Origin of the sequence: Mesonia aquimarina, from assembly GCF_003667275.1 — a bacterium.
Taxonomy (GTDB): domain Bacteria; phylum Bacteroidota; class Bacteroidia; order Flavobacteriales; family Flavobacteriaceae; genus Mesonia; species Mesonia aquimarina.
This window is the reverse complement of record NZ_RCNV01000009.1, coordinates 43950-65553: the sequence shown is the minus strand read 5'-3', so window position 1 is coordinate 65553 and position 21604 is coordinate 43950. Positions and strand designations below refer to the sequence as shown.

General features: G+C 32.4%; 15 protein-coding genes and 1 CRISPR repeat array (1 of these 16 running past the window's edge). Of the genes, 9 read left to right on the top strand and 6 right to left on the bottom strand.

The window, feature by feature from the left end; translation table 11 throughout:
* Nucleotides 1-16: 16 nt before the first annotated feature.
* Together recQ and D9R05_RS11740 are read left to right on the top strand one after the other, a co-directional pair.
* A complete protein-coding gene (recQ, locus tag D9R05_RS11745) occupies nt 17-2218 on the top strand; it encodes a DNA helicase RecQ (protein WP_121667422.1) in 2202 nt (733 codons plus the stop codon).
* A gap of 116 nt (nt 2219-2334) precedes the next feature.
* On the top strand, nt 2335-3267 hold the full coding sequence (locus tag D9R05_RS11740; protein WP_121667421.1) for a peptidylprolyl isomerase: 933 nt from the start codon (nt 2335-2337) through the stop codon (nt 3265-3267).
* A 72-nt stretch (nt 3268-3339) separates the two neighbouring features.
* Here D9R05_RS11740 and D9R05_RS11735 read toward each other — a convergent pair whose 3' ends face one another.
* Complete coding sequence (locus D9R05_RS11735) at nt 3340-3795, bottom strand: SRPBCC family protein (RefSeq protein WP_121667420.1); 456 nt, start codon at nt 3793-3795, stop codon at nt 3340-3342.
* Between the two features lie 187 nt (nt 3796-3982).
* On the opposite strand from D9R05_RS11735, the gene D9R05_RS11730 reads away from it, so the two are divergent.
* The 6 genes from D9R05_RS11730 to D9R05_RS11705 all read left to right on the top strand — a co-directional run bounded on the left by D9R05_RS11730 (nt 3983) and on the right by D9R05_RS11705 (nt 12275).
* Nucleotides 3983-5884, top strand: coding sequence for a peptidylprolyl isomerase (locus D9R05_RS11730; RefSeq protein ID WP_162984969.1), 1902 nt, complete (start codon nt 3983-3985; stop codon nt 5882-5884).
* Nucleotides 5877-6728: a peptidyl-prolyl cis-trans isomerase gene (locus D9R05_RS11725; RefSeq protein ID WP_121667418.1), complete on the top strand. Its 852-nt coding sequence runs from the start codon at nt 5877-5879 to the stop codon at nt 6726-6728. The genes D9R05_RS11730 and D9R05_RS11725 overlap by 8 nt, the downstream gene beginning before the upstream one ends.
* Nucleotides 6712-8151 carry a peptidylprolyl isomerase gene (locus D9R05_RS11720; RefSeq protein ID WP_317124599.1) on the top strand — a complete coding sequence of 480 codons (1440 nt, stop codon included), beginning with the start codon at nt 6712-6714 and terminating at the stop codon, nt 8149-8151. The genes D9R05_RS11725 and D9R05_RS11720 overlap by 17 nt, the downstream gene beginning before the upstream one ends.
* Nucleotides 8152-8158: 7 nt before the next feature.
* The gene (locus D9R05_RS11715) at nt 8159-9112 is read left to right on the top strand and encodes an AAA family ATPase (protein WP_121667416.1); all 954 of its coding nucleotides are present in this window, start codon (nt 8159-8161) and stop codon (nt 9110-9112) included.
* A gap of 43 nt (nt 9113-9155) precedes the next feature.
* Complete coding sequence (locus tag D9R05_RS11710; protein ID WP_121667415.1) at nt 9156-9734, top strand: hypothetical protein; 579 nt, start codon at nt 9156-9158, stop codon at nt 9732-9734.
* A gap of 276 nt (nt 9735-10010) precedes the next feature.
* Nucleotides 10011-12275 (top strand): aconitate hydratase, encoded by a 2265-nt coding sequence (locus D9R05_RS11705; protein ID WP_121667414.1) that lies wholly within the window; start codon nt 10011-10013, stop codon nt 12273-12275.
* 60 nt (nt 12276-12335) lie between these two features.
* Here D9R05_RS11705 and D9R05_RS11700 read toward each other — a convergent pair whose 3' ends face one another.
* The 5 genes from D9R05_RS11700 to D9R05_RS11680 are packed head-to-tail and all read right to left on the bottom strand — an operon-like array spanning nt 12336 to nt 17147.
* Nucleotides 12336-13481 carry a lycopene cyclase family protein gene (locus tag D9R05_RS11700; protein WP_121667413.1) on the bottom strand — a complete coding sequence of 382 codons (1146 nt, stop codon included), beginning with the start codon at nt 13479-13481 and terminating at the stop codon, nt 12336-12338.
* Nucleotides 13482-13493: 12 nt separating this feature from the next.
* Nucleotides 13494-13946, bottom strand: a complete 453-nt coding sequence (locus D9R05_RS11695) for a sterol desaturase family protein (protein WP_121667412.1) — start codon at nt 13944-13946, stop codon at nt 13494-13496.
* A gap of 1 nt (nt 13947) precedes the next feature.
* Entirely contained in the window at nt 13948-14787 is an 840-nt protein-coding gene (locus D9R05_RS11690; RefSeq protein ID WP_121667411.1) for a phytoene/squalene synthase family protein, read from the bottom strand.
* A gap of 6 nt (nt 14788-14793) precedes the next feature.
* Nucleotides 14794-16254, bottom strand: a complete 1461-nt coding sequence (locus D9R05_RS11685) for a phytoene desaturase family protein (RefSeq protein WP_121667410.1) — start codon at nt 16252-16254, stop codon at nt 14794-14796.
* Nucleotides 16254-17147, bottom strand: a complete 894-nt coding sequence (locus D9R05_RS11680) for a MerR family transcriptional regulator (protein WP_121667409.1) — start codon at nt 17145-17147, stop codon at nt 16254-16256. The genes D9R05_RS11685 and D9R05_RS11680 overlap by 1 nt, the downstream gene beginning before the upstream one ends.
* A gap of 171 nt (nt 17148-17318) precedes the next feature.
* Between D9R05_RS11680 and D9R05_RS11675 the strand changes: the two genes are divergently transcribed.
* Nucleotides 17319-17522, top strand: coding sequence for a GldL-related protein (locus D9R05_RS11675; protein WP_121667408.1), 204 nt, complete (start codon nt 17319-17321; stop codon nt 17520-17522).
* A gap of 808 nt (nt 17523-18330) precedes the next feature.
* Nucleotides 18331-21604: a CRISPR direct-repeat array (repeat unit 46 nt; unit sequence GTTGTGAATTGCTTTCAGAATTGTATTTTTAATCATGATTTACAGC) (it continues 872 nt past the right edge of the window).

The window sequence follows — 21604 nt, the reverse complement described above, 5'->3', positions numbered from 1 at the left end:
AATTGTAACATAAAAAATCAGTTTGGCAGAAATCGATTTACACCACGAATTAAAGAGATATTTTGGCTTTAGCCAATTTAAAGGATTACAAGAAGAAGTAATTAAAAGTATTGTAGCAGATGAAAATACATTTGTAATAATGCCTACAGGAGGAGGTAAATCGCTGTGTTATCAGCTTCCTGCTCTTATTAAAGAAGGTACTGCAATTGTAGTTTCTCCGCTTATTGCGTTAATGAAAAATCAAGTAGATGCTATTCGCGGAATTTCTTCCGAAAACGGCGTAGCTCACGTACTGAATTCTTCTTTAAATAAGACGGAAGTTAAACAAGTGAAGTCTGATATAGAAAATGGAATTACAAAATTACTATATGTAGCTCCGGAATCTTTGACAAAAGAGGAACATATCGATTTTTTAAAAAGTCAGAAGATTTCCTTTTTAGCTATAGACGAAGCACATTGTATTTCTGAATGGGGACACGATTTTAGACCTGAATACCGAAATTTAAGAAGGATTATAGGGAGAATAGGAGATAATATTCCCATCATAGCATTAACTGCAACTGCTACACCAAAAGTTCAGGAAGATATTCTGAAAAACTTAGGAGTAACTGATGCAAATACATTTAAAGCTTCTTTTAATCGGCCAAATTTGTATTATGAAATCAGGCCTAAAACCGCTAATGTAGATGCTGATATTATTCGGTTTGTCAAACAAAACTCCGGCAAAAGCGGAATTATTTATTGTTTGAGTCGAAAAAAAGTAGAAGAATTAGCACAAACATTGCAAGTTAACGGTGTTTCCGCAATACCTTACCATGCCGGTTTAGATGCAAAAACCAGAGGGAAACATCAGGACATGTTTTTAATGGAAGACGCGAATGTTGTAGTGGCAACAATTGCATTTGGGATGGGGATAGACAAACCTGACGTGCGATTTGTAATACACCATGATATTCCTAAAAGTATAGAAAGTTATTATCAAGAGACAGGAAGAGCCGGTAGAGATGGAGGAGAAGGACATTGTCTTGCTTTTTATGCTTATAAAGACATAGAAAAGCTGGAGAAGTTTATGAGCGGCAAACCCGTTGCCGAACAAGAAGTTGGTCACGCACTCTTACAAGAAGTGGTTGCATATGCCGAAACCTCTATGTCTAGAAGAAAATTTATTCTTCATTATTTTGGTGAAGATTTTGATTCTGAAACAGGTGATGGGGCTAATATGGATGATAATGTTCAAAATCCAAAGAAAAGACACGAAGCAAAAGAAGAAGTAGAATTGCTTTTAAAAACAGTAAAAGCTACCAATCAATTATATAAGAGCAAGGAAGTTGTAAATACATTAACCGGAAAGTCTAATGCACTTATAAAGTCACATAGAACTGATGAAAATCCAGTTTTTGGTAAAGGGAAAGCCAGAAAGGCAAATTATTGGATGGCGCTTATTCGTCAGGTATTAGTGAGTGGAATGCTCAAAAAAGATATCGAAACTTACGGTGTTGTAAAATTAACTAAACGGGGAGAGGAATACCTTAAAAATCCGACTTCCTTTATGATGACCGAAGATCACGTTTATCAAACTGATGATGCCGAGAATATTGTAGTTCCTAGAAAAAGTGGTGGTAACTCTACTGATGATAAGCTGATGAAAATGCTTAAAGATCTTCGTAAAAAAGTTGCCAAGAAAAAAGATGTCCCACCATTTGTAGTTTTTCAAGATCCTTCACTCGAAGATATGGCGGTAAAATATCCCATAACCCGTAATGAGTTAAGCAATATTCATGGCGTAGGCGAAGGAAAAGCTAAAAAATACGGCAAAGAATTTTTGGAACTAATAGAGAATTACGTTGCCGATAATGATATTACTCGCCCAGATGATTTAGTAGTGAAATCTACCGGAGCAAATTCTGCTTTAAAACTATATATTATACAGAATGTAGATAGAAAATTACCGCTAACCGATATTGCGAATGCTAAAGGGATGGAAATGACAGATTTCATTAAAGAAATGGAAGCTATTGTTTATAGCGGAACAAAACTTGATATCAACTATTGGTTAGACGATATTTTAGATGAAGACCAGCAAGAAGATTTACATGAATATTTTTTAGAAGCTGAAAATGATAGTATTGATGAGGCTATGGAAGAATTTGACGGTGAATTTGAAGATGAAGAAATTAGACTTTACCGAATTAAATTTATGAGTGAGGTTGCTAACTAACCAGTCTAGTCATTTTTTAAGTTATTCAGCTTTCCCGCGGAATAAAAAATCCTTTTAAACCAAATTAGGAAGAAGCAGCAGAAGCCTGTATATTTGCAGCTTCAAAAAATAAGATCATGGAAAACGGATTATACGCAAAATTCAACACCACAAAAGGTGAAATTTTAGTTCAATTAACTTATGATAAAACTCCAGGTACGGTTGGGAACTTTGTAGGTTTAGCAGAAGGAAAAATAGAAAATGAAGCAAAACCAGCCGGAGCACCTTATTATGACGGAATAATTTTTCACCGGGTAATTCCAGAATTTATGGTTCAAGGTGGCGATCCTCAAGGAAAAGGAACCGGTGGACCTGGTTACCAATTTGATGATGAAATTCATCCGGAATTAACACACCATAAACCCGGAATTCTTTCAATGGCTAATGCCGGACCGGGAACAAATGGGAGTCAGTTTTTTATAACTCACGTAGAAACACCTTGGTTAGACGGAAAACATACCGTTTTTGGAGAAGTGATAAAAGGGCAAGATGTAGTTGATGCGATTGAACAAAACGACAAAATTGAAAGTTTAGAAATAGAACGAGTAGGAGCAGCGGCAGAAAATTTTGATGCGCCAAAAGCTTTTGCAGAATTCAATGAAAGTAAAGCTAAACGAGAAGCTGAAGAAAAGAAAAAGCAAGAAGAACTTATTGATAAGTTAACCGAAGGATTTGATAAAACAGAAAGCGGTTTACATTATAAGATTACTAATACTAGTGACGGGAAAAAACCGAATAAGGGCGAAACGGTAAAAGTACATTACCGTGGAATGTTTGCAGACGGAACCGTTTTTGATTCTTCTTTTAAAAGAAATGAGCCTATTGAGTTTCCTGTTGGTGTTGGTCATGTTATTGCAGGATGGGATGAAGGAATTTTATTGTTAGCTGAAGGAGAAAAAGCAAAATTTGTAGTGCCTTCTCATTTAGCTTATGGAGAACGTGGAGCCGGTGGAGTAATACCGCCAAATGCCACGTTGATTTTTGATGTAGAATTAGTTTCAGTTAATTAGATAATTGAATTTTAACTATAAAAAAAGCCTGTCAATTTTTTTGACAGGCTTTTTTATTTCATCATCAGTTTATTATTTATCGGCTACACTAGTGCCGTTTTCTACAAAATTCTTAAAATCATTCATATATTTTAAAGACTGTTTTTTAAAAGCGCCCGGCATTAAAAACCCCATTACTTTTAAAGCTAAACTGCTAAATTGGAATTCACTATGAGAAATCCAACGCGTTTGATTACTCCCTTCTTCTTTAAAAAAATTCTCTTGAATATTATGGACTCCTTTTGTATCGTAAGTAGCGTGAAACTCTTCGGGTAAATTTCGTTTTTGAATGGTTTCAATCATTTCCATACCACGCTTTCCCATTTTGTATTTTAGCTTCATTTTAGCTCCTTCTTCTCCAAGATTTCCAGAAATTGGTGTAGCTTCTTGCAAGCCTTGCTGCCAATGTTTAAGGTTGTCTAGGTTGTCCATTTTTTCAATAACCTCTTTTCTGGGAGCGTCAATAAGAACTTCGGTTGTATATTTCATCCTAATAAATTATTTACTTTTTAAGCTTTATTTTTAATTGAAATTCTCTTAAATTTTATTCCAGAATTATAGTCTTAAAATTTTCAATAGCACTAAGATACTTAAAATATTCAATCTGCGTTAAGCTATAGCTTGCCAAAAGTAATTGTTTTCTTATTTTTGGGCGCATGCTAAGGAAATGTATTTCATGAAAAAAATATTGTTATTATTACTTTTTGTTAGTCTGGCTTTTAATGCCAAGGCTCAACAAACCGATGAGGTTATTTTAACTATTGATAATCAACCTATTTATAGAAGTGAATTTGAACAAGTATTCTCTAAAAATTTGGAACTTGTAAAAACTTCATCCCAAGAAGTAGAGAATTATATAGATCTTTTTATAGATTATAAATTGAAACTCATCGCAGCGCACGATTTAGGTTTAGATACCTTAAAAACTTTTAAAAATGAGTACGCGCTTTATAAGAACAAATTAGCCGAAAAATATTTAAAGGAAAGTGAAGTTACCGAAAAGCTGACTAAGGAGGCGTATCAGCATTTACAGGAAGAAATAAATGCAAGTCATATTTTGATTTTACTTCAAAAAGGAGCCAGTGCAAAAGATACTTTAGAAGCTTATAAGAAAATTGAAGAAGCACGTAATAAAATAATTAATGGCGAAGATTTTGTGAAAATTGCTAAAGCATATTCAGAAGATCCTTCTGTTAGCAAAAATGACGGAAATGTTGGTTGGTTTAGTGTTTTTAAAATGGTTTATCCTTTTGAAAAAGCTGCTTATAAAACCAAAGAAGGTGAAATTTCTGAGATTTTTAAAACCCGCTTTGGGTATCATATTTTAAAAGTTAATGAGCGACGCAAAAATGATGGAGAGGTAAAAGTGGCTCATATTATGTTGAGTACAAAAGGTAAAGAAGCAGAAGATGTAAAAGCCCAAATTAATAAGATTTATAAAAAACTGCAAAATGGAGCCAAATTTTCTGATCTAGCAAAACAATATAGTCAAGATCAAAACACTGCTTTAAATGGCGGGAAAATGAATGCGTTTACTCGTGGAACTTTAGGCTCAACTGGTTTTGAAGAAACTGCTTTTTCCTTACAAGATTCCGGTGATATTAGTCAGCCAATTGAAACTAAATATGGTTTTCATATTATAAAATTATTAGAAAAAAATCCGATAAGCTCCTATGAAGATGAGAAAAACAGGCTGCAACGTAAAATAAAGTCAGATCAACGTTCTCAACTCATCAATGAAAATTTAATTAAGGACATTGAAAAAATGTACTCGGTAAAAGAAGATAAAAAAGCGATTGATTTTTTTGAAAAGTATCTTGCAAAAAAACGAGCTATAGAAATTCCTGAGAAAACTATTATTTCCATAAAAAATGAAGCAAAAAGCTATCAAGATTTTGCCGATTTTTTAATTGAAAAGTATAAAGTTGATAAAAATAAATTAAGCGATTTACAATTAGGTAAGGCATACACAGAATTTAGAAATGAATTTTTAAGAAATTATCATAAAAAACATTTAGCAGCCGTAAATCAAGAATACAAATTGGTGTTAGATGAATATAAAAACGGACTTTTACTGTTTGATTTAATGCAGAAAAAAATATGGAATCCTGCAAAAGAAGATAGTTTAGCTTTACAGAATTATTACAATAAGCATCAAGAAAAATATAAGTCGCCAGAAAGTTATGATGCGGTTATATATTCTGGAGATGATAAAAAAGTGCTTAAAAGCGTTAGACGTCAAGTCAAAAAAGGAGTTGATCAATCAGCGATCAAAAACAATAATGAAGATATTTTAATTAATTCAGGTAAATACAAACACTCTGCCAGTGCCTTGCCAAAGGATTTTAAAGGGAAAAAAGGTGTTTCAAAAATTTATGAAAACAATGGCTTATTTCTTGTTGTAGACGTTCAGGAAAAATATGAAGAAAGACAATTGAGTTTTAAAGAATCTAAGGGATCGGTAATCACAGATTATCAAAATAAATTAGAAAAAGAGTGGTTATCAAAATTAAGAAGTCAGCATAAAATTGAGTTAAATCAGGTTGTTGTAGAAAAATCAAAGAAGAAATTTGAGTAAATATTTATACATATTTGTTACGTTAATCGTATTAACTGGCTGTCAGTATTTTGAGCAAGAAGATCCTCAAAATGCACTTGCTCGTGTAAACAATGCGTATTTATTTGAAGGTGATATTCAAAAAGAATTGCCTAAAAACATCGCAAAAGAAGATAGTTTGTTATTGGTAAATAATATAATAACGCGTTGGGCAACAGAGCAATTATTAATGGATCAGGCTAAAATAAATTTACCCGAAAAACAGCAACAGAAGTTTGAGCAATTAATAGCAAACTATAAAAAGGAGTTGTATACAGAGGCGTATAAGGATATTATAATCTCAAAGCAATTAGATACCAATTTAACAGAAGCCGCTATTGAAAGTTATTTTGAAGCAAACCGTAATAATTTTAAACTAAATCAAGATTTAGTGAAGTTGCGGTATATTCATTTAAACGAAAATTTTCCTGAAAAAGATAAAATAAAAGAGCGTTTTAATCGATTCAATCAAAAAGATCGGGAGTTTTTAGAAAATGAATCGTTAAAATTTAATTCAATTTCTTTAAATGACAGTATTTGGGTAAGTGCCAGAAATATTTATGAAGAGGTAAAACCCCTAGACATAGAAGATAAACAACAGTTTTTACAAAAAGATAAATTTTTGCAACTTCAAGATTCTACAGGAGTATATTTAGTTAAAGTTAAAGACGTACTTTTGCGAAATGATAAAGCCCCGTTGGAATATGTAAAACCAACAATAAAACAAATATTGCTTAATCGAAGAAAATTAGAATTAGCAAAAAAAATAGAAAAAGAAATAACAAAAGATGCACTTAAAAGCGAAAAATTTGAAATTTATAATTAAAACCAGCCTACTTTTCTTTAGCCTTTTTATAGGTATACAAAGCTATGCACAAATCAATTTGAAAGATAGTACGCTAGTAGTTACCGGAGAAGAAAAATTAGCAAAAACTGCCAAAGTAGATTCAGTAAAAGCCTTTAAAAAATTTAAAGCAGATGGCGTAGCTGCAGTTATAGGCGATTACTTAATTTTAGAGAGCGATATTACAAAAATGAGAGAAGATATGAAAAACCAAGGCTTGTCTTCTCAAGAAATTACCGATTGTCAACTTGCCGGGCGTTTAATGGAAAATAAACTGTACGCTCACAAAGCACAACAAGATACTATGATTATGGTTTCTGATGCACAAATTAGCGGAATGACGGATCAGCAGTTGAGCAGAATGGAGCAGCAAGTCGGAAATATGGATAAACTTTTGGAGTTTTACCGTAAAGAAAGCGTTGCAGACTTACGCGAAGAATTGATGAAAATTAACAAAGAGCGCGAATTAGCCAATGCAATGCAAGAAAGTATTGTGGCAGAGGTTGAGGTTACCCCAGAAGAAGTACGTTCTTTTTTTAATAAAATTCCTAAGGACGAGCGACCAAAATTTGGAGACGAAGTAGAGATTGCACAAATTGTAATTGAGCCTGAAATTCCACAAGAAGAAAAACAAAAAGTAATCGACCAGTTAAATGATATCAGAAACGATATTATAAACAACGGTGCCAGCTTTGCTACCAAAGCGGTATTATATTCAGAAGACGGGTCCAGTTCTAAAGGAGGAAAACTGACAATTACGCGCGAAGATCCACTCGATAAAGATTTTAAACAAATAGCATTCAGTTTACGCGAAGGAGAAATCAGTAAACCCTTTAAATCTGAATTTGGTTATCATATTGTAACGGTAGATAAAGTTAGAGGGCAAAAACTAGATATCCGTCATATTATAATAACACCGGAAGTTACTGAAGAAACCGTAAAAAATGCTCAGAAGAAAATTGATAGTATTCGTACAGAAATTGTAAAAGGAAATATTTCTTTTGATAAAGCTGCGCGTACACTTTCTGATGAAGAGGAAACCCGTGGTGACGGAGGAAAACTGATAAATCCAACTACAGGAGATACCCGTTTTGAGTTGACAAAGGTTGATCCGATCATTTATGATCAAGTTGTAAATCTAAAAGAAAATGAAGTATCTTTAACCTTAACAGATCAAACCAATACAGGAAAAAAATTCTTTAAAATCATTACTGTTACCAATCGTTATCCAGAGCATATTGCAGACTATGCAAAAGATTACTCTAAGATTAAAGAGTTAGCTTTGCGGGAGAAAAAATATAAGGCAATTGAAAAATGGCAACGTGAAACCATTGCAGAAACTTATATAAAAATTAACGGAAACTACAAAGAATGTACGTTTAACAGTAATTGGCAAAAAAAATAAAACATATATGTCTGATGTAAAAGCAGTAGAAGAATTAGTAGAAAAATATGCTGATTTAAAACGCGAAATAGCAAAAGTAATCGTCGGTCAAGACCGTGTAGTTAATGAAATTTTATTATCGGTTTTTTCTGGAGGGCACGCCTTATTAATCGGTGTTCCTGGATTAGCAAAAACCTTAATGGTTAATACTATTTCGCAAGCTTTAGGTTTAGATTTTAAACGAATTCAATTTACACCAGACTTAATGCCGAGCGATATTTTGGGCTCAGAAATTTTAGATGAAAATAGAACCTTTAAATTTTTAAAAGGACCAATTTTTTCAAATATTATTCTTGCCGATGAAATTAACCGAACGCCACCAAAAACGCAGGCTGCTTTGCTAGAAGCCATGCAAGAAAAATCGGTTACGGTAGCCGGGAAAAATTATCAACTTTCTAAGCCTTATTTTGTGTTAGCTACGCAAAACCCGATAGAACAAGAAGGGACGTATCCTTTACCTGAAGCACAATTAGACCGCTTCATGTTTTCTATATTTTTGCAATATCCGAGTTTTCAAGAAGAAATTGATGTGGTGAAAAATACAACATCAGACAAGCAGGTTAATGTAAATGCATTATTTACTGCTGAAGAGATTATTAAATATCAGCAACTGATTAGAAAAATTCCCGTGTCTGATAATGTAATAGAATACGCGGTAAAACTGGTTACTAAAACTCGTCCTAAAGGAGAGCACGCTCCAGAAATTATTAAAGAATATGTAGATTGGGGAGCGGGTCCAAGAGCCTCACAAAATTTAATTTTAGCAGCCAAAGCTAATGCAGCAACGCGCGGAAAATTTTCACCAGATATCGAAGATGTGCAAGCAGTAGCCTACGGTATTTTACGCCATAGAATTATTAAAAACTACAAAGCCGAAGCCGAAGGATATTCAGAAGAACAAATCATAAAGGAACTTTTATAATAATATTGTTTCCGGAAAATTTTATCACTTCACAACAGTATTTATGAAATTGGATGATTTTGCGAGAACAATTGAGTTTAATGCAAACAATGATGAAAACCTGAAAGAAAAGCTTCAGCATTATTTTAGCACCTACAATTTTCAGTTAGCACAAGAAAGTTCAACTGAATTTAATTTTAGTAAAAAAAGATCTTTGTTAAAAACTGCTTGGACAATTAATCCGTTAAACTGGAATGCAAACATTGAAGTGAAATTAATTGAAGGTAAAAAGATAATTGTTGAATATGTTGTTGAAGGAAACGGGCAAATAACACCAGTAGCATATGCCGATTTATTTGAAACCTTTTTGATTAATCTTAAGCGGTATATAGCGACGAAGAAAGATTTTAAAGAAGAAAATCAGCAAGCAATTTCTTCCGCTAAGAAAAAGATGATACCGATTATATTCTTCTATTTAATAGGGACTTTTGCTGGGCTTTTTGCAGGAATAATACTGGGAGAATGGGTTAATTTTAGCTTGTTGAGTACAATAGGTTTAGTAATAGGCTTTCACGGAACAAGTATTCTTATTAATAGTTATTTCAATAAAAAAGAAAAATATATTAGTAGGTTTGTTAATTAATCTACTTTATTTTTTAAGTATTAGTTTCAATAGCTAGCATCTCCTCCACTTTTAAAAAAATAGAAATTTCACTTAATTTTTATCAAAATCTTAGTAGAGTTACTTAAAATTGTTGATTCGTTAAAAATTAGCAGTAAAACGCTTATTTGGATTCATTATAATTAAGAAATTTGATGTTTGACTGCTTTTTTTTAGGTGATTAAGCAAAATAAATGCTTATTTTTAAAATTCATTAAAATTATGTAATTTTGCATTTGTTCAAAAAAAATAATTCCTATGGCATACGATATTGATATGATTAAAAAGGTTTATGCACAAATGGCAGAGCGTGTAGAAAAAGCACGTGAGCTAGTCGGTAAACCACTTACACTTTCAGAAAAAATACTTTACTCTCACCTTTGGGATGGAGCTGCAGAACAAAAATATGAGCGAGGTAAAGATTATGTAAACTTTTCTCCAGACAGAATTGCTTGTCAAGATGCAACAGCGCAAATGGCATTATTGCAGTTTATGCAAGCGGGAAAAAAGAAAGTAGAAGTTCCTACAACCGTTCATTGTGATCACTTAATCCAAGCAAAACAAGGTGCGGCGCAAGATTTAAAAAGAGCAAACGAGACCAGTAATGAAGTTTTTGACTTCTTAGGTTCAGTTTCTAATAAATACGGAATAGGTTTTTGGAAACCGGGAGCAGGAATTATTCACCAAGTTGTATTAGAAAATTATGCATTCCCTGGAGGAATGATGATTGGTACTGATTCGCATACTGTAAATGCAGGTGGATTAGGAATGGTAGCCGTTGGTGTTGGAGGTGCCGATGCTGTAGATGTAATGGCAGGTATGCCTTGGGAGCTTAAATTTCCTCGTTTAATCGGTGTTAAATTAACCGGAGAATTAAACGGATGGACTGCTTCTAAAGATGTTATTTTAAAAGTAGCCGGAATTCTAACTGTAAAAGGAGGAACCGGAGCAATTATAGAATACTTTGGAGAGGGAGCTAAAAACCTTTCTTGTACAGGAAAAGGAACTATTTGTAATATGGGTGCAGAAGTAGGGGCAACTACTTCTACTTTTGGTTATGATGATTCTATGGAGCGTTTTTTACGCGCAACAGATCGTAATGATGTTGCAGATGCTGCAAATGAAGTTCGTGAGCATTTAACAGGAGATGATGAGGTTTATGCAAATCCTGAGCAATATTTTGATGAAGTAATCGAAATTGATTTATCTGAATTAAGACCACATTTAAACGGACCGTTTACTCCAGATTTAGCAACGCCTATTTCTGAAATGAGTATAAAAGCAAAAGAAAACGACTGGCCAATTGATGTAGATTGGGGATTAATCGGTTCTTGTACAAACTCTTCTTATGAAGATTTAACACGAGCAGCTTCAATCGCAAAACAAGCCGTAGATAAAAAATTAAAACCAAAATCTGACTTCGGAATTAATCCGGGTTCTGAGCAAATTCGCTACACTGCAGAGCGTGATGGTTTATTACAGATTTTTGAAGATCTTGATGCCACTATTTTCACCAATGCTTGTGGGCCTTGTATCGGTCAGTGGGATAGAAGTGACCGTAAAGGTGAAGAGAAAAATACGATTGTTCACTCTTTCAACAGAAACTTTTCTAAACGTGCTGATGGAAATCCAAATACGCACGCTTTTGTAGGTTCGCCAGAAATGATTGCGGCAATTGCAATTTCTGGTCGATTAGATTTTGATCCCACGCGTGATAAATTAATCAATGAAGACGGAGAAGAAGTGATGTTAGAAGAACCACAAGGTTTAGAATTACCTTCGCAAGGTTTTGAAGTAAAAGAAAACGGTTATGTAGAGCCACTTAAAGATGGTACAGGTGTCTCAATAGATGTTGCTGAAGATAGCGAGCGTTTACAATTATTAACTCCTTTTGAGCCTTGGGATGGCAAAAACTTGATGGGAGCTAAATTGCTAATTAAGGCAGATGGAAAATGTACGACAGATCATATTTCTATGGCCGGACCATGGTTACGCTACCGCGGACATTTAGATAACATTTCTAACAACTGCTTGATTGGTGCTGTAAATGAATTTAACCAAAAAACTAACTTTGTAAAGAGTCAGTTAACCGGAGAGTATGCAGGCGTACCTGATACACAGCGTGAGTATAAAGCAAAAGGAATCCCTACTGTTGTAGTTGGAGATCATAACTATGGTGAAGGTTCTTCTAGAGAGCATGCAGCTATGGAGCCAAGACATTTAGGTGTTAAAGTTGTATTGGTAAAATCGTTTGCACGTATTCACGAAACAAACTTGAAAAAACAAGGAATGTTAGGAATTACGTTTGATAATGAAAATGATTATGGTCTTATTCAAGAAGACGATACCTTCAACTTTATTGATTTAGAAGATTTTGCTGAAGGAAAACCACTTACGGTTGAGATCGTTCACGCAGATGGTACAAAAGATGTAATTAAAGCAAACCATACGTATAATGCCAATCAAATAGAATGGTATAAAGAAGGATCTGCACTTAACTTGATTAAAAAGTTAAACGCTTAATTTTAATTCTTTTTGAAAATATAAAACTCCTGTTTTTCAACAGGAGTTTTTTTATGCACGTTATTTAAATAAATTTTTTAAAAATGCTTTTATAAATGCTATTGAAAATAATGACCCCATAATTCTTAGATCTTGAGGAATTTCAGTTTCTTCATCTAGATATAAGAATATTTCTTGCGGAGAGTTTTTACTGTAAAATTGCTCAAAAATCCATTTTCCTTTTTGATTTTCGCGGGCTAAAACACTGAGGAAAATCTTATCGTAATACTGAAATTTTTTATCATATAAATTTTCCGTCGGACTTCTAAATTCTTTTAAGTTTTCGATAAGCTGCCCCACTTTTTTTTCGGTAGCTTTAAAAGAATAACCGGTTGACGCTTTTACCCAACCGCCGGCAGTGCCAATTTTTGTAATTTTTTTGGTATTATAATTTTCAAAAGGAAAAGTTGTCATAGGGATAATTCCCTTTTCTGTTTCGGTAATGCTAAAGTTCTTAATTTTTAAAATCTCAGAAATATACTTCTTCAGCATTATGTGGTAGACCTCATCTTCAACTAAAAAAGGCGTAAAAAAAGTAAATTCTATAAAAGCTTTTGTTGATGAAATTGGTAAAACATAGGTAAAACTAGTAGAATCTTTCCATTGTAACCGATAATCCATCATGGTGAATTCTGAAGCGTCAAAATAAGGCTTTTCAGTTTCAATCATCCAACCTTTAAAATGCTGTTGAATGCTGATAGAATTATTCGGTTTAAAAAAATCTTTCGGAATTCTACTGTCAAATAAATGTTTGCAACTGTACGAGTTTTCTTTTCCGTGGAGACTAATATTTTCCTCTTCCTCAACGCTATCAATTTCGTCTAAAATAAAAGTGAAATTTGAGTTTTGCTTAATCTTTTGTTTAGCAAAGGAATAAAAATCAAAAGACCGAATCATTTTATACGAATAGGGGGGAAGCGATAAACCTATATTTTTTTTACCACTTATAAATTTGCCTTTTTTCCATGATTTAAAAACAAGTTTATCCCATTTACTGGATCCTTTTTCCCAGAAACACCAGGTTTTATCATTTTCTATTTTAGGAGATTTATCTATTAATGCAATTTTTTTTACTTTAAAAAAATCATCTTCTGCAAAGGCTAGGGCAAGTTGAAGACCGGCAAGACCATTGCCTGCGATGATATAATCAAAATGATTTTTTTGCATCAAAAAATTAAACTATTTTTTCTTGAAATATTTTAGCGGAACAAAAAGCATCCCAAAGTTTTCTCCATCTTCTTTTCCTAAATGTTTATGATGAATTTTGTGAGCTCGTCTAATTCCTTTAGCATACCAATTATTGGCGTTTCTAAAAAGTTTAAAACGTTGGTGGATAAAAATATCATGCACGGTAAAATACGCAATTCCGTAGGCTAAGATTCCTAAGCCAATGGGCAGTGTAAACCAAACATTTTCATATTTCCACAATAAAAAACAACCTATGCTTACCAGTGCGTAAAACACAAAAAATAGATCGTTACGTTCCCACCAGCTGCTGTGATCTTTGTGGTGGTGGTCTTTATGGAGTGACCATAAAAGACCGTGCATAATGTATTTATGGGTAAACCACGCCATAAACTCCATAAAGCAGAAAGTTCCTAAAAATATGAGGATCCAGTATAGCGTTTGCATATTAAATTAATTTTAATCGATATGATATATAAGAGCGACACAATAATCCTGCCTTTTGATAATCTGGCACTCGAATTCTTTTTTTTCTAATTTCTAAAGATGGTGTTTTTTTAAGTTTATGCAATAGCTTAGAATAATAAATATAGGCGGTGTATACCCCTAATTTTGCTTCTACCGGAAGTTTAGCAATTCCGTGTAAGGCTTGCTTAAAATCCGCTTCAATTTCATCTATAATTTGTTGTTTAGTCTCTTCGTCTAATTGCTCAATATTTGCATTTGGAAAGTAGGATCGACTCAATTCTTCGTAATCTGCTTTTAAATCTCGCAAGAAATTTACCTTTTGAAAAGCAGAACCCAATTTCATCGCGTCATACTTTAAATCGGTATATTTTTTTTCATCGCCCTTTACAAAGACTTTTAAGCACATTAACCCCACAACATCGGCGCTACCGTATATATACTCTTTGTATTCCTCATCAGAAAGGTAAACCGATTTATGTAAATCTAAACGCATGCTTTTTAAAAAAGCTTTGTATAATGCTGGTTGAATATTGTATTTATGAACCGTTTCTTGAAATGCGTTTAAAATAGGATTTAAACTAATTTTCTGATCGATAGCTTCATATAGATCTGCTTCAAATTTATCGAGTAAATAAGCTTTATCGTAATCGTGAAAGGTATCTACAATTTCGTCGACAAAGCGAACAAAACCGTAAATGTTATAAATATCTTGCCTTATAGAAGGAGCAAGCAACTTGGTGGCAATAGAAAAAGACGTACTGTAAGACTGGGTTACAGCCTTACTGCATTGTCTTGATACGTTGTCAAAAAGTGATTTCATAGTTTCTTAATTATGTTTTTCAATAAGATCGGCAACCAGTTTCCCTGAAATTAATGAGGGCGGAACACCGGGTCCTGGGACGGTTAATTGGCCGGTAAAATAAAGGCTGTTTACTTTTTTACTTTTTAATTTAGGACGTAAAAATGCTGTTTGAAATAAGGTATTTGCCAATCCGTATGCGTTGCCTTTATAGGAGTTATATTCTTCTACAAAATCATTAACGCAAAAGCTCTTTTTAAATATAATGTTTTTTCTAATTTTTTGTTCGGTTATTCCTTCAAAACGTGATATTATTTTATCAAAATAACGTTCTCTTAACGACTGTTCATCGCTTAATCCGGGGGCTAGCGGAATTAAAAATATACCGGCTTCTTTTCCTTCCGGAGCAATATCATCGTCAGTTTTTGAAGGGAAGCTTGCGTAAAAAAGCGGTTTTTCTGGCCACTTTGGGTTATCATAAATAGCGTTGGCGTGTTTGCCAAAATCGACATCAAAAAATAAGGTGTGATGGTTTACGTTTTGAATTTTTTTATCAAAACCGACATAAAATAATAGGCAGGAAGGAGCAAAGGTTCTTCGTTCCCAATAATTTTCAGAATATTGACGGAATTTTTCTTCTAATAAAGTTTCAGAATGATGATAATCAGCCCCACTTAACACAATATCTGTTTCGAATTCTTTACCGTTAGAAATTATTCCGCAGGCTTTATTTTGTTGAACTAGGATTTTTTCAACCGGAGCATTAGTATGAATTTTTACGCCAAGTGATTCGGCTAAATTTTTCATGGCTAAAATAACTTGATACATTCCGCCTTTTGGATGCCAAGTTCCCAAACCGAAATCGGCAAAATTCATAAAACTGTAAAATGCCGGTGTATCACTGGGTTTAGCGCCTAAAAATAAAACCGGAAATTCTAATACCTGAATTAATTTAGGATTGCTAAAGGCTTTTCTTACGTCTTTAGCAATGGTGCTAAAAAACTGATTGATTTTTTTTGCGGTTTGTGGTGTGACTAATTCTAACGGAGAGACACCGGGTCTATAGACTAGGTCCTTAATAGCAATATTGTAATTACTTTGCGCTTTATCTATAAATTTTTGGAGTGTTTTAGCACTACCGGGCTCAATTTCTTCAAAGGCTTGGCAAATTTTCTCTAGCGTATCGCCAATAGTAATGCTGTCCTTTTTTTCGAAGAAAACTTTATAAGCAGGATTCAATTTTATAAGCTCATAATATTCACTTGGTTTTTTATTAAAGTCAGCAAAAAAACGTTCAAAAACGTCAGGCATCCAGTACCACGTTGGACCGATATCAAAAGTAAAACCTTCATTTTTATACTGGCGTGCTCTTCCACCAACATCGTTGTTTTTTTCAAAAATTTCGACCTGATATTTTTTTTGAGCTAAATAAGAGGCGGCTGCCAATGAAGAAAAACCGGAACCAATAATTGTAATTTTTTTCTTCATTATAATTTTAAAATTAGTTGATTTATATTGTCAAACTGCTGTATGCTTTTGGAATAATTCAATTGTTTCATCTCAGCTGCTTTTCTTCCTAAAATCCAATATTGAGAGTTTAATTTTAAACATATTTCCTTTTCGAATGTTTTAATATGATCTTCTACATCATCTGGTTTTATGGTGAAATAACTAACAAAATAGATGTTTTTATAATTTTCTGCTAAATATTGCAAATTTTCTATAGGTAAGCTATGCCCAAGGTAAATAGTTTTATAGCCGTGGCTCAAAATTTCGTAGGTAGTGTAGAGCAAACCAAGATCATGAATTTCGTCTTCTGGTAAAAAGAGCACAAAAGTTTTATCTTTTTTTTGGGTTTCTTGTGCTTGAAGGCGTTCAATATTTAAGTAAATTTTTTGACGAATTAGGTTTGAAATAAAATGTTCATGAGCGGGATTTATAGTGTCGGTTTGCCATAATAAACCGATTTCATCTAAAAGCGGACTCAATACTTTTTGAAAAATTTCACGAAAATTTTTGGTTTCTAATAAGCTGTTAAAGGTATTGATGAATAAATTTTGGTCAAAATTGATCATTGCAACCTTTAGTGCTTTTATAGCTCTATTTTCGTTACTATTTACTGTAGAAATGCTTTTTACTAAATCGTTTATTTCTTTCTCATCAAGCTTAGAAATTCTTGAAATTTTATAGCCATTTTCATTTAAAAAAGCAACATTCAGCATGCGTTGTAGTGCATTAACATCGTAAAACCTAATATTTGTTTCCGTGCGTTTGGGGTCTAAAATATTGTATCTTTTCTCCCAAATTCTAATGGTATGCGCTTTTATACCGCTTAATGTTTCTAAATCTTTTATATTAAATTGTTGCTTGATATAAGACATGACTTAAAATTATAAAATCAAAATTAAACCATGAAAACTTATTTTGTTTAAAAATTTAGTTAAAAGATTAAACAATAAAAATTAGTTGTTTTTGTTGTTGTTTTTTTCTGAAAAGTTTATAAAGATATTTCTATAAGTTGATTATCTTGCTTTTATAACAAAAAAACGATCATGAAAACAAAAGTTAAGCATATTATTGCAATTTTTTTAATCGGTGTACTTTTTACAATTGCAGGAGCATTTTTTAAAATAATGCATTGGCCTGGCGGAAATACAATTATTACAATTGCATTTGCTGTAAAAATTTTAGCTGTGATTTTAGGAATTTGGAAGGTACTGACAACAGAGCGCTTTAAAAGTTTTCTAAATAGGTAGGGGTAAAGTTTTATTTCTTACGAAAAGGCATATGGAATGATTTTTCGATATGCCTTTTTATATTTTATTGATATGAAGTGATTTTAATTTCTACTAATCTACTTAAATCTTTGAAGCAAATCCGTACTTCAATTTTTCTTCCGTTTATTGCGACAAGAAATTTACTTTAACTTTTTTCCGTTTCTATTCTGAATTACTTTATCAATAGAAGTACAAATTCTTCAGTAAAACCCTTTAATTAATAAACGTGTTTAGAGATCAGTTTAAAGGAAGGAAAAAATCAAACCTAATCTTTACGCAAACTCCAATTAAGATTGATCTATTTTTGAGTATTTAGATTGCAGTCTTTTATTTATATTCACTACGGTGAATTACCTTGCTTATTATATTCCGCAAATTCACAAAATGCTCTTTTGTTTAAGTGATGTGAAGATAAGAAACTAAAAATGAACTCACGTATAACTCACGAATTACTCACGTTTTAGACCTATTCAGAAACTTCTTAATACTTTATAAAAAAAGACAATTATTTGAAAATCAACTAATTGTCTTTGAAAACTATTTTATAGTAATAGTTTCAGTCGGGATGAGAGAACTAGAATACACTTCAGCAGTCTTAGTGATTTCAGTATTTTAAGTCTATTCGTAAATTAGAGGTAACCGAATAGGTCACATTTTATTTGACTTAATTTATACTAAGATAAGAAATAATTACAAATTCTTATTTACTTTATAATTAATTTTAATTAACATTGTATGTATAATTATGATTTACGGTATCGATCGTACTTGCCTACGAATGTTACCCGTTGTGAATTGCTTTCAGAATTGTAATCTTAATCATGATTTACAGCGATATACAAAGCTTTTTTTGCCCTACTTGCGTTGTGAATTGCTTTCAGAATTGTATTTTTAATCATGATTTACAGCTGTTATTGAAGAAAGCCAGTTTAAAATCTTGTTGTGAATTGCTTTCAGAATTGTATTTTTAATCATGATTTACAGCATACTTTTTTTGCTCTCTTATTTTCTGGTCGTTGTGAATTGCTTTCAGAATTGTATTTTTAATCATGATTTACAGCAAACAATTTCAATTAGAAATAACTCCAGAAGTTGTGAATTGCTTTCAGAATTGTATTTTTAATCATGATTTACAGCCAAAGTATGATCGTAATGAGAAATGCTGGCGTTGTGAATTGCTTTCAGAATTGTATTTTTAATCATGATTTACAGCACGTCTTTGGCCTTGGTCGAAAGCATCATTGTTGTGAATTGCTTTCAGAATTGTATTTTTAATCATGATTTACAGCCATTTCAATTTGTTTATAATCTGATTTGTGGTTGTGAATTGCTTTCAGAATTGTATTTTTAATCATGATTTACAGCGACTTTTCCGCTGCTAGTAGTGTTTGCGCTGGTTGTGAATTGCTTTCAGAATTGTATTTTTAATCATGATTTACAGCGCCAGTGCGGTTGTTCAGTTTATCGTTGAGGTTGTGAATTGCTTTCAGAATTGTATTTTTAATCATGATTTACAGCTATAATATTACCAATGTTATGCAAATAGTAGTTGTGAATTGCTTTCAGAATTGTATTTTTAATCATGATTTACAGCGTCTTGAGGTCTGATTTTATATTTGTCATAGTTGTGAATTGCTTTCAGAATTGTATTTTTAATCATGATTTACAGCGGTAATTACCTGGAAAGATTTGATGCAAGCGTTGTGAATTGCTTTCAGAATTGTATTTTTAATCATGATTTACAGCCGGCTTCTAAAATTACAGTTGAAGCTCCGCGTTGTGAATTGCTTTCAGAATTGTATTTTTAATCATGATTTACAGCTATCAAGAAATCGCCACAAGAAAATCTATAGTTGTGAATTGCTTTCAGAATTGTATTTTTAATCATGATTTACAGCCATATCATAGAAATACTACTAAAACGCCCCGTTGTGAATTGCTTTCAGAATTGTATTTTTAATCATGATTTACAGCAGTATGAGTAATTCTAATATCAATAAACAAGTTGTGAATTGCTTTCAGAATTGTATTTTTAATCATGATTTACAGCTAGAGGGTACTATAAACGATGAGTATTATAGTTGTGAATTGCTTTCAGAATTGTATTTTTAATCATGATTTACAGCAATCCCGATCTCTAGTTTTTTCTTCTGCTGTTGTGAATTGCTTTCAGAATTGTATTTTTAATCATGATTTACAGCTAGCAGTAATATCACAAACTAAACTAAATAGTTGTGAATTGCTTTCAGAATTGTATTTTTAATCATGATTTACAGCTCTGAAGCTCTTTTTTATTGGTAGCAATATGTTGTGAATTGCTTTCAGAATTGTATTTTTAATCATGATTTACAGCTGCTGGAGAACAATGGCGAATTAATGTATTGTTGTGAATTGCTTTCAGAATTGTATTTTTAATCATGATTTACAGCGTCTTCATGTATAACGAAATACATTTCTCCGTTGTGAATTGCTTTCAGAATTGTATTTTTAATCATGATTTACAGCCCCATTCCAATTGGTGTTTTTAAACCTGAAGTTGTGAATTGCTTTCAGAATTGTATTTTTAATCATGATTTACAGCAGTAAAGCCTACCGCATTCCCGGTAGATTTGTTGTGAATTGCTTTCAGAATTGTATTTTTAATCATGATTTACAGCCTTCAAGAAAATTATAACATTCTTAATACGGTTGTGAATTGCTTTCAGAATTGTATTTTTAATCATGATTTACAGCTTTTTTCCATTTATAAAATCTGTAACCCTGTTGTGAATTGCTTTCAGAATTGTATTTTTAATCATGATTTACAGCAGAGCTGGAAAAATGAAACAGCTCGGAGTTGTTGTGAATTGCTTTCAGAATTGTATTTTTAATCATGATTTACAGCGAGCAATTGCCTAAACATCGCACGTATGTAGTTGTGAATTGCTTTCAGAATTGTATTTTTAATCATGATTTACAGCAAGCAACAAGATTTAAAGATCTTACTGCAGGTTGTGAATTGCTTTCAGAATTGTATTTTTAATCATGATTTACAGCTAATCGAAGAATTCAAGAAAGACATTAAATGTTGTGAATTGCTTTCAGAATTGTATTTTTAATCATGATTTATAGCTCAAATTTTAGAGATCATTAAATCGCCACGGTTGTGAATTGCTTTCAGAATTGTATTTTTAATCATGATTTACAGCGGAAGTTTTTTGGCGTTTCCGTTATTCTGCGTTGTGAATTGCTTTCAGAATTGTATTTTTAATCATGATTTACAGCTTATATTCTTTTTCGCCTGAATAATAAACGTTGTGAATTGCTTTCAGAATTGTATTTTTAATCATGATTTACAGCCTATGGGAGTCGTTTCCGGTGTCCCTGACTGTTGTGAATTGCTTTCAGAATTGTATTTTTAATCATGATTTACAGCTTAGGATGCGATATAATATAGTTATCAATCAGTTGTGAATTGCTTTCAGAATTGTATTTTTAATCATGATTTACAGCTTTAAAATTTTTGATGATACGGTTATATTTGTTGTGAATTGCTTTCAGAATTGTATTTTTAATCATGATTTACAGCCGCTCGATTGAGATAGCTTGTTTGCGGTGGTTGTGAATTGCTTTCAGAATTGTATTTTTAATCATGATTTACAGCTTAGTAAATAAGAGTGGAAATGTGATTAGTGTTGTGAATTGCTTTCAGAATTGTATTTTTAATCATGATTTACAGCGTTAATTTAAAATTATCACTCATACGCAATGTTGTGAATTGCTTTCAGAATTGTATTTTTAATCATGATTTACAGCATTCATTCACTTGGGTGTTTCCTGTTCCGTGTTGTGAATTGCTTTCAGAATTGTATTTTTAATCATGATTTACAGCAACCGCCTGTTAAAAATTGTACGCTTACAGGTTGTGAATTGCTTTCAGAATTGTATTTTTAATCATGATTTACAGCTATGCTTTAATGAGTTTATTTTTTTATCTGTTGTGAATTGCTTTCAGAATTGTATTTTTAATCATGATTTACAGCTTAAAAATATAACTATGTCTTATTACAGAGGTTGTGAAT

What these genes read in the sequence shown, in the direction of transcription:
- D9R05_RS11740 (WP_121667421.1), top strand. Translation starts at nt 2,335, where the DNA reads ATGGAAAACGGATTATACGCAAAATTCAACACCACAAAAGGTGAAATT.
- D9R05_RS11735 (WP_121667420.1), bottom strand. Translation starts at nt 3,795, where the DNA reads ATGAAATATACAACCGAAGTTCTTATTGACGCTCCCAGAAAAGAGGTT.
- D9R05_RS11730 (WP_162984969.1), top strand. Translation starts at nt 3,983, where the DNA reads ATGAAAAAAATATTGTTATTATTACTTTTTGTTAGTCTGGCTTTTAAT.
- D9R05_RS11715 (WP_121667416.1), top strand. Translation starts at nt 8,159, where the DNA reads ATGTCTGATGTAAAAGCAGTAGAAGAATTAGTAGAAAAATATGCTGAT.
- D9R05_RS11710 (WP_121667415.1), top strand. Translation starts at nt 9,156, where the DNA reads ATGAAATTGGATGATTTTGCGAGAACAATTGAGTTTAATGCAAACAAT.
- D9R05_RS11705 (WP_121667414.1), top strand. Translation starts at nt 10,011, where the DNA reads ATGGCATACGATATTGATATGATTAAAAAGGTTTATGCACAAATGGCA.
- D9R05_RS11700 (WP_121667413.1), bottom strand. Translation starts at nt 13,481, where the DNA reads ATGCAAAAAAATCATTTTGATTATATCATCGCAGGCAATGGTCTTGCC.
- D9R05_RS11695 (WP_121667412.1), bottom strand. Translation starts at nt 13,946, where the DNA reads ATGCAAACGCTATACTGGATCCTCATATTTTTAGGAACTTTCTGCTTT.
- D9R05_RS11690 (WP_121667411.1), bottom strand. Translation starts at nt 14,787, where the DNA reads ATGAAATCACTTTTTGACAACGTATCAAGACAATGCAGTAAGGCTGTA.
- D9R05_RS11685 (WP_121667410.1), bottom strand. Translation starts at nt 16,254, where the DNA reads ATGAAGAAAAAAATTACAATTATTGGTTCCGGTTTTTCTTCATTGGCA.
- D9R05_RS11680 (WP_121667409.1), bottom strand. Translation starts at nt 17,147, where the DNA reads ATGTCTTATATCAAGCAACAATTTAATATAAAAGATTTAGAAACATTA.
- D9R05_RS11675 (WP_121667408.1), top strand. Translation starts at nt 17,319, where the DNA reads ATGAAAACAAAAGTTAAGCATATTATTGCAATTTTTTTAATCGGTGTA.